The organism is Streptomyces sp. NBC_00872 (assembly GCF_045161915.1).
Lineage (GTDB): Bacteria > Actinomycetota > Actinomycetes > Streptomycetales > Streptomycetaceae > Streptomyces.
In genome coordinates, this window is sequence record NZ_CP108806.1 from 523,489 (window position 1) to 537,107 (window position 13,619).

The 13,619-nt window shown below is 67.5% G+C and carries 12 protein-coding genes; 3 read left to right on the forward strand and 9 right to left on the reverse strand.

Going from position 1 to position 13,619, the window contains the following annotated elements; translation table 11 throughout:
- Positions 1 to 115: 115 nt before the first annotated feature.
- The 3 genes from OG214_RS02305 to OG214_RS02315 form a co-directional block, all read right to left on the reverse strand.
- Positions 116 to 1,333, reverse strand: coding sequence for an FAD-dependent monooxygenase (locus OG214_RS02305; protein WP_405983566.1), 1,218 nt, complete (start codon positions 1,331 to 1,333; stop codon positions 116 to 118).
- A 182-nt stretch (positions 1,334 to 1,515) separates the two neighbouring features.
- On the reverse strand, positions 1,516 to 2,298 hold the full coding sequence (locus OG214_RS02310; protein ID WP_405983567.1) for an aldehyde dehydrogenase family protein: 783 nt from the start codon (positions 2,296 to 2,298) through the stop codon (positions 1,516 to 1,518).
- Between the two features lie 37 nt (positions 2,299 to 2,335).
- Positions 2,336 to 2,953, reverse strand: coding sequence for a TetR/AcrR family transcriptional regulator (locus OG214_RS02315; RefSeq protein ID WP_405983568.1), 618 nt, complete (start codon positions 2,951 to 2,953; stop codon positions 2,336 to 2,338).
- 351 nt (positions 2,954 to 3,304) lie between these two features.
- Between OG214_RS02315 and OG214_RS02320 the strand changes: the two genes are divergently transcribed.
- From OG214_RS02320 to OG214_RS02330, 3 genes are all read left to right on the forward strand, one after another.
- Positions 3,305 to 4,741 (forward strand): aldehyde dehydrogenase, encoded by a 1,437-nt coding sequence (locus OG214_RS02320; protein WP_405983569.1) that lies wholly within the window; start codon positions 3,305 to 3,307, stop codon positions 4,739 to 4,741.
- A gap of 44 nt (positions 4,742 to 4,785) precedes the next feature.
- The gene (locus OG214_RS02325) at positions 4,786 to 6,420 is read left to right on the forward strand and encodes a GMC family oxidoreductase (protein WP_405983570.1); all 1,635 of its coding nucleotides are present in this window, start codon (positions 4,786 to 4,788) and stop codon (positions 6,418 to 6,420) included.
- Positions 6,421 to 6,565: 145 nt separating this feature from the next.
- Positions 6,566 to 7,093, forward strand: a complete 528-nt coding sequence (locus OG214_RS02330; RefSeq protein ID WP_405983571.1) for a DinB family protein — start codon at positions 6,566 to 6,568, stop codon at positions 7,091 to 7,093.
- 70 nt (positions 7,094 to 7,163) lie between these two features.
- Here the strand turns inward: OG214_RS02330 and OG214_RS02335 are convergent, their stop codons facing one another.
- From OG214_RS02335 to OG214_RS02360, 6 genes are all read right to left on the reverse strand, one after another.
- Positions 7,164 to 8,246 carry a winged helix DNA-binding domain-containing protein gene (locus tag OG214_RS02335; protein WP_405983572.1) on the reverse strand — a complete coding sequence of 361 codons (1,083 nt, stop codon included), beginning with the start codon at positions 8,244 to 8,246 and terminating at the stop codon, positions 7,164 to 7,166.
- Between the two features lie 198 nt (positions 8,247 to 8,444).
- Complete coding sequence (locus OG214_RS02340) at positions 8,445 to 9,449, reverse strand: acyl-CoA dehydrogenase family protein (protein ID WP_405983573.1); 1,005 nt, start codon at positions 9,447 to 9,449, stop codon at positions 8,445 to 8,447.
- A 5-nt stretch (positions 9,450 to 9,454) separates the two neighbouring features.
- Positions 9,455 to 10,615, reverse strand: coding sequence for an acyl-CoA dehydrogenase family protein (locus OG214_RS02345; protein ID WP_405983574.1), 1,161 nt, complete (start codon positions 10,613 to 10,615; stop codon positions 9,455 to 9,457).
- Positions 10,616 to 10,662: 47 nt separating this feature from the next.
- A complete protein-coding gene (locus tag OG214_RS02350; protein WP_405983575.1) occupies positions 10,663 to 11,424 on the reverse strand; it encodes a thioesterase II family protein in 762 nt (253 codons plus the stop codon).
- Positions 11,421 to 12,680, reverse strand: a complete 1,260-nt coding sequence (locus OG214_RS02355) for a cytochrome P450 (protein ID WP_382863966.1) — start codon at positions 12,678 to 12,680, stop codon at positions 11,421 to 11,423. The genes OG214_RS02350 and OG214_RS02355 overlap by 4 nt, the downstream gene beginning before the upstream one ends.
- A gap of 207 nt (positions 12,681 to 12,887) precedes the next feature.
- A complete protein-coding gene (locus OG214_RS02360) occupies positions 12,888 to 13,619 on the reverse strand; it encodes a sulfotransferase family protein (protein WP_405983576.1) in 732 nt (243 codons plus the stop codon).

The window sequence follows — 13,619 nt, forward strand, 5'->3', positions numbered from 1 at the left end:
ACGAGCGGTACGGGGAGCGGGCGGTGACCGGCACGCGGGCGGTAACGGCATACGAGCGGTACGGACATGCGGGCGGTGACCGGTGCGCGGTCACCGCCCCCGTCGCGCTCCGGCCCTACTCGGCCTTGATGCTGTGGCCGCCGAAGCCGCTGCGCCGGTCGGAGCCCCTGTTCTGGTCCTGCCACCACACATCGAACTCCGGCTGGCCCATGGCCGACCAGTCCGGTGTGTTCTCGACCTGCGCGCTGCCCATCCTGCGGGCGAGCGCGACCATGGCCGTCCCGACGGCGCGGCGATCGGCGTCGTACCTCTCCAGGACCTCCTTCCAGCCGCTCCCCGCCACCCACGCGGCCTCCAGGGCGGTGGCGTCCTGGAGCGCCTTCACACTGCCACCTCCGATGTGCGGCCGGGCGACACTGGCGGCGTCGCCGACGAGCGCCATCCGTCCCGAGGTGTAGTGGGGCACCTCCAGGTCGTAGATGGGCTGGATGAACGTGGTCTCAGGGGGCGTACGGAGCACCCTGAGAGCCCAGTACGGCGGGAAGTTGTCGGCCACCAGGGCACGCAGATGCGCGGTCAGTTCCTCGTGCAGACGGCCCGGCGGCAGGGAGGTCGGGGTCCGCAGGTCGGGGTGGAGGCCCTCGGTCCGCGGGGGTGTCGTGTAGAGCACCCAGTTGAGCCGGTGCCCGCCGGCGCCGTCGGGGATCCGGTAGATCATGCAGTGGCCGCCGGGGAAGACGATGTTGTGCGCGTCCTGGCCGTCCGAGGGGAGGTCGGCGACGTCCGACGACGTGCCGCGCCAGCCGATGTAACCGGCGTACGTCGCGCTGACACCGGGGAACATGGCCTCGCGGACGACGGAGCGGTACCCGTCCGCCCCGATCACCACGTCGAAGTGCTCCTGGTTTCCGTCCGCGAGCCGCAGTGTCACACCGTCGGCGTCCGGCTCCACACCGGTGACCGTCGCACCGGACCGGTAGGAGACCTCCTCGGGCACCCGGCGGCGCAGCTCGCTCCACAGGGAGCCCCAGCTGTAGGCGCGGAAGGGGAACGGCTGCTCACCGATGGCCCGCCCGTGGTCCGCCTCGCCGTCGCGCATGCTCCACACCCGCCGGGTCAGGGGCGCCCAGGGCATCTCCGGTGCCACATAGCCCGCGTCCCTCAGCTCGTCGTACCGGTCGCTGTGAAGGGCGATTCCCACTCCCCTGTCGCGGAGTCGGGCGTCGGCCCGCTCGAAGACCGTGATCCTCTCGGCTCCCCCGCGCGACGCGGCCAAGGCCGTGGCACACCCCGCTATGCTGCCGCCGACCACAGCGATGCTGCCTCCGCGCATGACTGGCTCTCCCCTTACTTGGTGTTCCGGTCACCGTTCCGGTCGCTGTCGCACCGATGTGACCGGCCGAAGTCCGCCTGAATCGGCGCTCGTTGGCCCGTTCCTCAACGGTCAGGTCCCGGGCGGAATCCTATCGATCCGCGTCACCCGCGCGGCCACACCAAGGGGCCTCGCGGTGTCGTTCACACGAAGACCGACTGGAGGCGCTGGTAGGAGGCCAGCCCTTCCGTGCCCAGTTCCCGTCCGAGTCCGCTGTTCTTCTCGCCTCCGAACGGGGCGCCCAGATCGGTGCGTTGTCCGTTGACCGAGAAGACACCGGTGCGGACACGGCGGGCGACGGTGATCGCGCGGTCCGTGTCACCGGTCCACACACTGCCGGCCAGTCCGTAGGAGGAGTCGTTGGCGATGCGTACGGCGTCGGTGTCGTCCCGGTAGGGGATCACACACAGGACGGGACCGAAGATCTCCTCCTGGGCGATGGTGGAACGGTTGTCGACGTCCGCGAAAAGGGTGGGTTCGACGAACCATCCCTTTTCCAGGTGCCGGGGGCGGCCCCCTCCGGTCACCAGACGGGCCCCTTCTCCCGCCCCCTTGGCGATATAGCCTTCCACCCGCGTCCGGTGCTTCTCGCTGACCATGGGACCGATCTGTGTTCCCGGGTCGAAGGGGTCACCGACGACCAGCCTCTCCATCCGGCCACCGCGTGCCTCCAGCGCGGCGGCGAAACGGTTCAGGGCCTCCGCCCGGCGAGCGGGCTCGCAGTGCGCCCATCCCCCCGGGTCGTCGAACGCGGCACGTGCGGCCGACACCGCCGTATCGACATCCTCTTCATCAGCCTCCGGGACCGATCCGATGAACCGCTCGGACATCGGTGAAGTCACCGGAACACGGGCTGTGGAATGCGGGGCGGCCCATCCGCCACCGATGAACAACCGGTCATGTTCCGTAAACGCGTCACTTTCCATGACTGCTTTCCCATGCTACGGGGGGATTGTGATTCCTTCAGGTGTCGCCCGGGGCACCGCCGAATTCGGCCACGGCCTCAAACAGATGGAGTGCCTGTTCGACGACGCCCTCGCGAGAGAATCGAATGCTGCCGTCCGCCCAGTTCAGAAGAATCTGGTTCACACCGCCGACCACGGCTATGGACATCGCCGTGACATCGATTGCCGGGTCGGGCCAGTCCTCACGGAGCAGTGATTCCACCAGCTCGGCCATGTGCCGCATCCCGCGCCGCCGTTCCTTGGCCGCCAGCGGGCCCGCCGCGAGGGATTCGATGAGTTTGACATGGCCCTTGCGCGGATCGTCGGTGACTCCGCGGGCCAGGACGTCGAGTACTCCTCGCGCCCTGTCGCGACGGGTTCCGGGCATATCGAGGACGCTCCGGCACCGTGCGGCCTCTTCCTCGTGTATCTCTTTGAGGATTTCCGCCATCAACTCGTCGAGAGAGGAGAAATTTTCCGCGAAATACCTGTCCTGCAGCCTGCTGCGGCGCAGCACCGCGCGGATCGAGGTATGGGTGTAGCCCTGGGCGTGGAAGAGATCGAGTCCGGCTTCCATGATGCGGTGACGCCGTACCGAGACGCGTTCTTCGGCGGTCATGCCGTCATAAGTTCTCATGCGACCAGACTCCTCGGGCTCCATATTATCGGCGGCTGTGGCCCGTAAACCGTTCAGCGGCTTCCCAGTAGCGCACCGCACCCATCTGATGGCATGCGCCACCAGATGGGTGTACCCTGACGGACATCAGGAACAAATAAGACAAGTCGCCACCAGGTGGAGTCATCACCGTCCGCCGGTGGCCGCCAGAACCAGGTGTGCCCGCCTGTCCTCCGGGTGTCCTCCGGGCCGCGAAGATCATTCGGGGCTGGACGAAGAGGTGCTCTCGTCCCCTCCGGCATCCCTCTCCGGTATCCCTCTCCGGTCGCTGGGCGCGCGCCCAGTACAGCGCAACCGAGAGAAGCACGTGCCATGAAGGTGAATCACCTGTTCATCGGGGGCAAGTGGACCGCGCCCGCGGGCGGCGACACCATCACCGTGACATCGGCCAGTACTGGTGAATTTCTGGGCTCGGCTCCCGCCGGGGTGGACCTGGACGTCGACCACGCCGTCCAGGCGGCCCGCTCCGCGTTCGACGCGCCGGGCGGCTGGCCCGCCTGGGAGCCGGAGCGGCGCGCGGCGGCCATGGTGAGGCTCGCGGAAGCACTGGACGCCGGAAGCGAGGTGATGGCGAGGACCGTCAGCGCGCAGAACGGTATGCCGATCTCCACCGCCGAGCCCTTCGAGGGCAAGGTCCCGGCCATGCTGTTGCGTTACTACGCCGGCCTGGCCGCCGACGCGTCCGGTGAGGAAACCCGCGTCGGCCTGCCGCAGGGCACCACTGTGGTCCGCCGGGAACCCATAGGTGTGGTGGCGGCCGTCATGACCTGGAACTTCCCCCAGACCATGGCTTTCTTCAAGATCGCTCCCGCCCTGGCGGCGGGCTGCACGCTCGTACTCAAACCGGCGCCGCAGACGGTGCTGGACCCGGCGCTGCTGGCGGACGCGATCGAGACGGCGGGTTTCCCCGAGGGCGTGATCAATATCGTGCCCGGCGGGCCTGAGGCAGGCGCGTATCTGGTCTCCCATCCCGGTGTCGACAAGGTGTCGTTCACCGGATCGACCGCGGCGGGCCGCCGGATCGCCGCCGCGTGCGCGGCGCTGCTACGGCCGGTGACCCTGGAACTGGGAGGCAAGTCGGCCGCGGTCATCCTCGATGACGCGGACCTGGCCTCCCACCTCGAACAGCTCTTCATGGCCAGCCTGATCAACAACGGCCAGACCTGCTTCGCCAGCACCAGGATCCTGGCTCCGCGCGGCCGCTATCCCGAGATCGTGGAGCTGTACACCGCGATGGCACAAGGCGCCGTAGTGGGCGACGCGCTCGACCGCGCCACGCAGATCGGCCCGCTCGTCAGCGCTTCGCAACGGGACCGTGTGGAGGGCTATATCCGCAAGGGCCTCAGCGAGGGCGCCCGGCTGACCACGGGCGGGGGCCGGCCGGCCGGACTCGACCGGGGCTGGTTCGTCGAACCCACGATCTTCGCCGACGTGGAGAACTCGTCCACCGTCGCGCGGGAAGAGATCTTCGGTCCTGTTCTGACCATCACGCCGTACGACGGTGAGGACGAAGCCGTACGTCTCGCCAACGACTCGGCATACGGCCTGGCGGGCACGGTGTGGACGTCCGATCTCGACCGGGGCGCCCGGGTCGCCCGGCGCATCCGTACCGGGACGGTGGGACTCAACGGCTATCTCCCCGATGTCACCTCCCCTTACGGCGGCAGGAAGGCCAGCGGACTCGGCAGGGAACTGGGCCCCGAAGGACTCCAGGCGTACCAGGAGCTCCAGTCGATCTACCGCCCATGACCGGACGCCCGGCGCGGTGACCGGACGCGACCCGAGGACCACCCATGACCAGGACGGAAAGCTACGACTACATCATCGTCGGCGCCGGGAGCGCCGGGTGCGTACTCGCCAACCGCCTCAGCGGCGACGGCTCCGCCCGCGTGCTCCTGCTCGAAGCCGGGAGCTCCGACACCGACGAGACCCTGCGCATACCGGCCGCCCTCGGGACGCTGTTCAAGTTGGACGTCGACTGGAACTACCGGACGGTGGAGCAGTCCCCGCCGGGCCGCACGTTCTACTGGCCCCGGGGCAGGACGCTGGGCGGATCGTCATCCACCAACGTCATGATCTACATCCGGGGCAACAGGCACGACTACGACGGCTGGCGCGACGACTTCGGAGCGGACGGCTGGGGCTACGACGATGTACTCCCGTACTTCGTCGCATCCGAATCCCACCGCCGTCTGCGCCCGCCCTACCACGGATCGGACGGTCCGCTCCATGTCGAGGACCGCCTCTACACCCACGAACTGTCCAGCGCCTGGGTGGACGCGGCCCTGGAATGGGGACTCGACTACAACGACGACTTCGCCGGGCCGTCGCCGCTCGGCGCCGGCCCGTACCAGGTGACCTGTCACAACGGGCGTCGCTGCTCCACCGCCGACGCCTATCTGCACCCGGTCCTCACACGCCCCAATCTCACCGTACGGTCCGACACATTGGTGACGCGGATCGTGCTGGCGGGCTCCAGGGCGGCCGGTGTGTCGTACCTGGCGGACGGGGCGGAGGAAACCGTGTACGCCGACGCGGAGGTGGTCGTCTGCGCGGGAGCCGTCAACTCACCGCAGCTGCTGCTTCTGTCCGGGATAGGGCCCCCGGACGACCTCGGTGATCTGGACATCGACGTGCGGGTGCCACTGCCGGGAGTCGGGAGGAACCTCCAGGATCAACTGCTGGCCCCCGTCGTGTGGGAGACCAGGAACACCAGCGACATCATCCGGGACCTGCTCACACCGGAGCATCTGGAACTGTGGCGCACCACAGGCGGCGGACCGTTCGCCTCCAACTACGGAGAGGTCGGCGCGTTCCTCAGCTCCACCGAAGGCGGCCACAGGCACGACAGGCCCGACATCCAACTGTGCGGCGGGGCAACGGCCTTGATCCTCAGCGGAGAGGAGGTGCCGCAGCGGCCGGTGTTCACGATGAACTCGACCGCCCTGAATCCGAAAGCGCGCGGGACCGTCCGCCTCGCGTCGTCCGATCCGCGGGCGCACCCGCTCATCGATCCCCGGTATTTCGAGGATCCCGCGGATCTGGACCTCTTGACCGAGGGGCTGCGGGCAGTGGCCGGCATCGCGCACTCCCCGCCCTTCGCCGATCACCTCGCCCGCCCGTACCTTCCGGACACCACGGACCTCGACTCCCTCGATGACGCGGCGTGGCACGCCCATATCCGCGAGTGGAGCGCCACGTGCTACCACCCGGTGGGAACATGCGCCATGGGCCAGGGCGAAGAGTCCGTGGTGGACCCCCAGCTCAAGGTGCGCGGCGTGGACGGGCTGCGTGTCGTGGACGCCTCGGTCATGCCGACGGTGACCAGTGGGAACACCAACGCTCCCACCATCATGATCGCGGAGAAGGCCGCCGCGCACCTCCGGGCGGGGGCCAAAGAGCGGATCGGGCGGGAACCCGTGGAATGAAAGGCCGGTGGAGCTGGGGGCGGTGGTGACCGATGTGTGGCAGTGGACCATCGCGACTACGCTACGCGACCGTTCGACCACGTGAGGTTTCCCGCCGGGTATCGTGGTACGCGGCAACGACCGACCCCGACAGGAGTGCTGCTGAATGATCTGGCGCGCCGAAATGCTCGATCAGCTCGACCTCTACTGGGAGCACCACTTGATGCCCCGGCTGGCTGGTCTGACCGACGACGAATACCTCTGGGAGCCGGTGCCGGACTGCTGGACGGTCCGGACCGACGAGGACGGCCGGGCGATGTTCGACTGGCAGGAGCCGGTTCCGGAACCGCCTCCGGTGACCACCATCGCCTGGCGTCTGACCCATGTCGCGCTCCAAGTGCTCGGTACGCGGACGAGCGCGCACTTCGGCGACGGTTCGCTGACCATGGAGACCGCGTCCCTGCCGGTCACCGCCGACGACGGCGTCACGGCACTGCGGGAGCAGTATCACGCCTGGCGCAAGGGGGTGACCTCGCTCGATGACACGACGCTGCAGCGGCCGATAGGGGACACCGAAGGCAAGTGGGGGGAACGGCCGATGGCCACCCTGGTCCTGCACGTCAATCGTGAGGTCATGCATCACGGAGCGGAGATCGCCCTGCTGCGCGATCTCTATCGCGCTCACGCCTCGTGACCACCGCATCCGGCCACCGGGCCCGGTGGCCGGTGACCGGCGCCCCCCGCCCCGAACGGACCTGAGAACTTCAGACGACGCGAACCGGCAGCCGGCTCAGTTGGCTCGCGCGCGCGACATGCGCTGCTTCCTTCTCCATCTCCTTCAACGGCAGACGGCCGCTGTCCGGGAACGGGGTCACGACGATCTCCTGATCGAGGATCTCCCACACTCCGACGACTCGGCCGTGTATCACCACGATCGGTGAGATCCATCCGGCGGCACGGCTCACCGCGGAACGGTGCTCCGCCGCGAGTATCACCTCGTCCTTGGTTCCAGGGCCGAGAACGTACTGATCGAAACTGCCGAGCAGTCGGGCCCCCTTGTACGGGGCGATGTCGGCGAGCTCGTTCGCGTGTTCCGTCAGCATCAGCGCCTGGCGGCCTTCGACATCGACCTCGGTCAGCTTGTCACCCATGTCCTTGAACCAGCCCCGCAGCTTCGGCTTGCTCGTGCTGTTGAGCGACAGCCAGCGATCGAAGATCTCAGGAGTGGCAGGACCGTAGGCACCCAGATAGGACTCGATCACCACGGGTGCGGCCTCGTCGGGCTCGGGAACCTGCTTCCAGTCCGATCCGAACTGCCTCTCCGGCAGGGTGAATGTGATCTTGTTGCCCTGATTCGGGCCGTGGCACAGGACACCGCGCCATGCCAACGGCTTGAGCACCGAGCCCCATCCCGATCGCAGCCGCTCCTCCATGCTCTGGAACCGCTTGTCGGCCACAAGCCGGGTGACCAACTGGTCCCTGGTGAGCACGGCACCCTCGCCGAGGATGGCGGCCACCTCTTCGGTCAACTCGTCGATCTGCTTCGGTGAGACTCCGGAGGCCTTCTGCCAGGAGGGTTTGAGCCAGCTGCCCGTCGATGCCATGAGGGACAGATAGGCGCCCGCTTCGCTCGGCCGCAGCAGATGGAGGGTTCCACGCATCGCCCAGGTCTTCATCAGCGTCCGGTCGGCGATGCCCCGGTCAACACTGTCCTTGTCGGGTGTCGACTGCCGTAACGCGACGGCCAACTCACCGGCACTCCAGACCTGCGCCTGGACACCACACAGTCTGCTGACAATCTCGCTCGCGTCACCTTTACTGCGCGGGTCCAGGAATTGCCGCCGCATCCGCCACGCGAAAACCTGACTCCAGCTAACCTTCACACGACACCCCTCTCAGACAACAGGTGTTCACCCTACACCGTGACCACGTACGTCACTTGTCGGGACAAGCTCCAGTGTCCAGGGGATTACTGCACATACAACTCGTGTTCGCGAGTCTCGATCCGCGTACGGATATCGGGCGGCGAATGTCAGCGGCGGATGTCAGGCGGCGGACGCGGCCTCCGTCCACAGATCGATGGGACTGCCCAGGCGGACGGACTCCACGGATATCATCCGGTACCCGTTCGCCGCCATCGAATGCGCGAGCATTCCCCGTACGCCGTGCAATTGGAGCGCGGTGCGACTGGCGACCTGGGCGTGTTCGGCCGTAACGGCAAGAACCGCCGCCGCGGACGGGCGCTCGTCACAGTCGAATTCCCAGGCCGCTTTGTGCAGCAGCAGTCGCCAGCCGTCCGCTTGGCCCTTCAGCAGCGCCAATCGGTGCGCGACCGTCTGCCGCTCCACGAGCGGCTTGCCGGATTGTGTGCGTGTGTTGACATGAGCGCGTGCCACATCCAGGATCCGGTCGGCCATGCCCAACAGCAGGGCCGCCTGGCGGAGTCTGGCCGCCGCGAGGGCGCGCTCCCCGTGGTCCGCGCTCACCGGCAGCGGCTCGGCGACCGCTCCGTCGAACCGCAACCGCGCGGCGGGCGTGCCGAAATGGTCGATGGACTCGACGGAGCAGGTACCGGCTTCCGGGAGTACGAGATACCACCCGCTCCCGCCGTCATCGTCCACGGCCCGGACCACGCACAGCCCGATGTCGCCGCGGGGCAACGGTTCCGACTCGCCCCACAGCCTCCTCCCCGACTTCACCCGCACCCCGACCGGGAGGTGCGCGCCGACCGGCACCGCCTGCCGCGTCCCCTTGTGCACATCGGCGATGATCTCCGCCAGATGCTCCGTCCGTACGTCGTCGCTGTCGAGCATGTCGAGCGCGAACACGGTCTCGCGGTAACCGCCCGACGGCGCCAGCGCGTACCCCAGACGGTCGTTGACCACGATGTCGGCGCTCAGCCCCAGCGCGAGGCCGCCGAAGCGTTCCGGTGCGCTGAGGGTGGGCACGCCTATGGTCGCCAGCTGGGCGGACAGTTCACCGGTGCGCGTCAGCACCGCGTCCACCGCGTCCCGCAGTCGCTCTTGAAGCGGATCGAGTCGCAGGTCCATCGCGGTCAGTCCCCCGTAAGCCCGTTGTCGAATACGCGAGCACTGCTCACTATGTCCAGCATGACCTCCGACGCACCGCCGGAGATGGTCATTCCGGGCGCCTCGCGGAAGGCCGCTTCCAGCACTCGGTCCCCGGCGTCGGGTCCGCGTTCCAGCATGTCCGGACCCAGTGCGTTCAAGGCCCACCACGCGATTCGCTGGGCGGTTTCGCTGCAATGCCATTTGGCGAACGACGACTCGGCGATGTCGGGGGTCCCCTGCTGGAGGTTCTGCATGACCTGACAGCTCAGCAGCTTGCTGGCCTCAAGTCTCGTCCGGTGGCGCGCGAGGTCGACACGGACGAGGTCGGCCGGCCGCCGGCCGTCCTCGGTGAGACGGTCGCCGGCCACGTTCAGCCAGTGCCTTCCTCGCGCGTAGTAGTCCAGGCCGGTGCGTTCCGCGGCGAACATCTGAGTGATCAGCGACCATCCCGCGCCGGCGCTGCCGAACAGCGCGTCCTCGTCCACCCGCACATCGGTGAACCAGATGTCGTGGAACTGCTCGTCGGCCAGGCTGGGGATGGGACGAATGACCACGCCGGGTGCGCTCAGCGGTACGAGGAAGAGGGTGATCCCTTCGTACTGGCTGCTCTGCGGGTCCGTACGCACCGCGCAGAGTGCCAGGTCGGCGTAGGCGCTCTTGAGGTTGTAGGTCTTGCGCCCGTTGATGACCCACCCGGTGCCGTCCCGGACCGCCGTCGTGGTCATACCCGCCAGGTCGGAGCCGTGTCCCGGTTCGGTGAACAGGATGCACGCGGTCAGGTCTGCGCTCGCCATCGCGGGCAGCAGTGTCCCGCGCTGCTGCTCGGAGCCTGCCGCCAGAATCAGCGACCCGACATTCTGCACCGAGATGCAGTACAGGTTCTGTGGTATCCGATGGGCGACGAGCTGCTCCAGCAGCGCCACCGTCGCGGTGAAATCGAGGCCCCTGCCGCCGTACTCGGCCGGCCACGAGGGAGCGAGGATTCCCGCACCGCCGAGGTACCGGTACAGCTCACGGACGTCACCGTCCATGCCGTCCTCCCGGGCCTGGACGTTCCGCAGCAGCCGTGCGGTCTGTGGCGTCCGCAGAATCCCGTCGACCTCGTTCGCGAAGTCGAGAGTCTCCGGTGGAACATCGAAATCCACGTTCCGGCTCCTTGTCGGTAGTCCGCGGGCGCTCACAGCATCGGCGGTCAAGCTGCCCGGATCGCGGCGTGGACCGTCCGCAGTATCCGGGACCTGTTCTCGGTGAGGAAGAAGTGTCCGCCCGGCAGCACGGAGAGTGTGAAGGCCCCCGACGTCTGGTCCGCCCAGGGGCGCATCGCCGTCGGCGGCACCTCGGGGTCGCCGTCCCCGCACCAGGCGGAGACCGGGCACGACAACAGCGGTCCTTGTTCACAGCGGTACTTCTCGATCATCGCGAAATCCGCTCTGATCGTGGGGATGAGCAGGTCCAGCAGTTCGGCGTGATCGAAGACCGCCTCGTCCGCGGCACCGTACTCCCGCAGCATCTGGACGAACTCGTCGCGCGGAAGGTCGCTGACGCGATGCACAGGACGGGCGATGGTCGGTGCGGGACGGCCGCTCACGAACAAGTGCCGGACGGGGCGGCCGAGGGCCATGAGCCGCCTGCTGACCTCGAACGCCAGGATGGCGCCCATACTGTGTCCGAACAGCAGGGGTTCGGTGGGCTCGGCGGCGATCAGTTCGGCGATTTCGTCGGCGAGGTGAAGCATGTCGGTGGCCGGCGGCTCGCTCATCCTGGCCCCACGGCCGGGCAATTGCACCGGTACCAGTTCGACCGGCCCGGTGAAGTCCCGTACCCAGTCGGCATAGTAGGTCGCGGAGCCGCCCGCGAAGGGGAAGCAGTACAGACTGTGGCTCGCGGTGGCGGAGCGGAACCGGTGGTCGAACCACAACCGTGCGCTGGGCCGGTGGATCTGGTGGCTGCTCACCTAGCGGCCACTTTCCGGGGCGTGAACCGCACCGGCATGTTCTTGTAGCCCGGCACGAAGTGCGACGCGACATGCCGCACCTCACCGGCGATCTCGACGGTGTCCACCAGGTCCAGCATCTCGTCGAGGAAGATCTCCAGCCCCACCTTGGCCAGACCGGCGCCGATGCAGTAGTGCGGTCCGACACCGAACGCGACATGCCTGTTCGGCTGGCGTGTGACATCGAAGGTGTAGGGATCCTTGAAGACCCGCTCGTCGCGGTTGGCCGAACCCAGCCAGGCGCTGACCGGTTCGCCTGCCCGGATGGTCCGTCCGTGCAGCTCCAGATCCGTGACTGCGTATCGCATGAGCGCGGTGACCGGCGACGACCAGCGCAGGAGCTCCTGGAGGCAGGAGGCGCGAAGATCCGGATTCTCCCGCACCGCCTGGAACTGTTCGGGGTGCTCGGCCCACAGTGTGAACAAGGTGCAGAGCGCGTGGGGCGTGGTGACATTGGCGCCGATGAGCAGCACGAAGCAGTTCAGCAGTGCCTGCTCCTGCGACAGCGGTCCCTCCGTCAGGTCCATCGCGCGCAGCGTGCCAATCACATCGGGATCGGCGTCGTCGCGGGAACGGCTGGAGAATTCCTCGCGGAAGTACTCGAACAGCTCGTGCCGGGCCTGGCGAACGGTTGCCTGCCCACTGCCGGTGGAGTAGTCCGGGTCGTCGTAGGCGATCGTCATCATGACCAGCTCCACCAGCCGCTCCCAGGACTCGGGAGGCAGACCCATGAGCGTGCCGGTGACAGCCATCGGGAACATCATCGTCGACTTGGCGATGTCGTAGACATCGGCCTGGAGCGCCGACTGGAGCATGTCCCGCGCCAGGTTCCGGAGCAGCTCCTCCTGTGTGGCGACCACACGCGGGGCGAACGCCTTGTTCAGCGGTTCCCGGAACTCCCTGTGCCGCGGCGGATCGGTGTCGGCCAGCATGTTGTCGGTCGCGATATCCGGCGTATTCAGGTCAAGTATGCTCAGAATCGTGCCTCGCCGGGAGGAGAACTCCGCATGGCTGCGCAGGACCCTGCTGACGTCCTCATGGCGGGTCACCACCCAGAACGGCTCCCGTCCGCCGCCGGGGTCCGCCCGGTAGAGGGGCTGGTTCTCACGCAGTTCGGCCCACAGCGCGTGCATGTCCGTCGAGGCGTGGAAACCGGAGTCGAGCAGATCGGGAGCCTCGAAGTGCACGGGGCAGAACGGCGGCTTGGAGATAATCATCAACCGTGCCTCTCGGATTCGATGACCAGAGCGCGGACTTCACGTGTGGCTGATCCGACGTCCATGTTGTGTGTGTTGGGTTTCATGCAGAGGCAACACTAACGGTGGAGTCTATGAGAGGCAACCCGGTCAGAGTGGTGAGGGGTAAGGGGTGACAGGGTGACACAGTCGGCCTCCTGGTAGCCGCTGACGACGGCGGCGGTGGGCTCAGACGACACGGATCCGTCGCTCCCACAGATCTGCGTAGAACGGCAGATGGTGCTCGTAGAAGCGTCGCAGCGAGGGATCGTTGTCGATCGTCCGCTCATAGGTCCGCTGCCGGCGTTCCACCGTCGAGCTGGCGCTGACATCGGTGTGCCAGCGGGCGGACTGACGCCATTCCGATCTCTCCCCCGGCCGCCAGCGCAGAGCGTCGCCGCGGAACGGCAGATCCACCGCCTCGCAGTACGCTCGCACCGTTGCCTCCGGGCGGTCGACGAAGTCGTCGGAGTCCAGGACCACCGGATCGCCGCCGACTTCGAGCACCGCCCGGTAGATCCTGTGGAGATACTCGAGGCCGACCTCATGCAGGGCCATGTCCGGTTTGATCGCCGCGAACGACGGAATGATCTCCCGCGGATCGCGCAGCAGGAAAGCGTGCCGTCCGCCCTTCAGGAAGTCCTGGCGCTCGAATATGGCGTCGTACTGGCAGTCGGTGGTGTCCTTGAAGAACACGGTCCGCTCTTCGGAGATTTCGAGCAGTACGTCCATCAGGGCGTCCGTGGAATGTATCCCGCGGCCGCCGACCTCGGTCCTGCCGTCATTGACGATATTGCAGAACGGTTCGTGCAACGACAGCAGATCCTGGCGCTCCAGCATCGCTCGGAAGAACACCGTGGAGCGGGAGCGCGGTGCGCTCCACAGGGCGAGCAGCGAACGTCGGTCCGCGGTCGCGCTCAT

Coding starts and splice junctions, on each gene's coding strand:
- OG214_RS02360 (WP_405983576.1), bottom strand. CDS start 13,619: ATGAGCGCGACCGCGGACCGACGTTCGCTGCTCGCCCTGTGGAGCGCA.
- OG214_RS02310 (WP_405983567.1), bottom strand. CDS start 2,298: ATGGAAAGTGACGCGTTTACGGAACATGACCGGTTGTTCATCGGTGGC.
- OG214_RS02325 (WP_405983570.1), top strand. CDS start 4,786: ATGACCAGGACGGAAAGCTACGACTACATCATCGTCGGCGCCGGGAGC.
- OG214_RS02340 (WP_405983573.1), bottom strand. CDS start 9,449: ATGGACCTGCGACTCGATCCGCTTCAAGAGCGACTGCGGGACGCGGTG.
- OG214_RS02315 (WP_405983568.1), bottom strand. CDS start 2,953: ATGAGAACTTATGACGGCATGACCGCCGAAGAACGCGTCTCGGTACGG.
- OG214_RS02330 (WP_405983571.1), top strand. CDS start 6,566: ATGATCTGGCGCGCCGAAATGCTCGATCAGCTCGACCTCTACTGGGAG.
- OG214_RS02355 (WP_382863966.1), bottom strand. CDS start 12,680: ATGATTATCTCCAAGCCGCCGTTCTGCCCCGTGCACTTCGAGGCTCCC.
- OG214_RS02335 (WP_405983572.1), bottom strand. CDS start 8,246: ATGCGGCGGCAATTCCTGGACCCGCGCAGTAAAGGTGACGCGAGCGAG.
- OG214_RS02320 (WP_405983569.1), top strand. CDS start 3,305: ATGAAGGTGAATCACCTGTTCATCGGGGGCAAGTGGACCGCGCCCGCG.
- OG214_RS02305 (WP_405983566.1), bottom strand. CDS start 1,333: ATGCGCGGAGGCAGCATCGCTGTGGTCGGCGGCAGCATAGCGGGGTGT.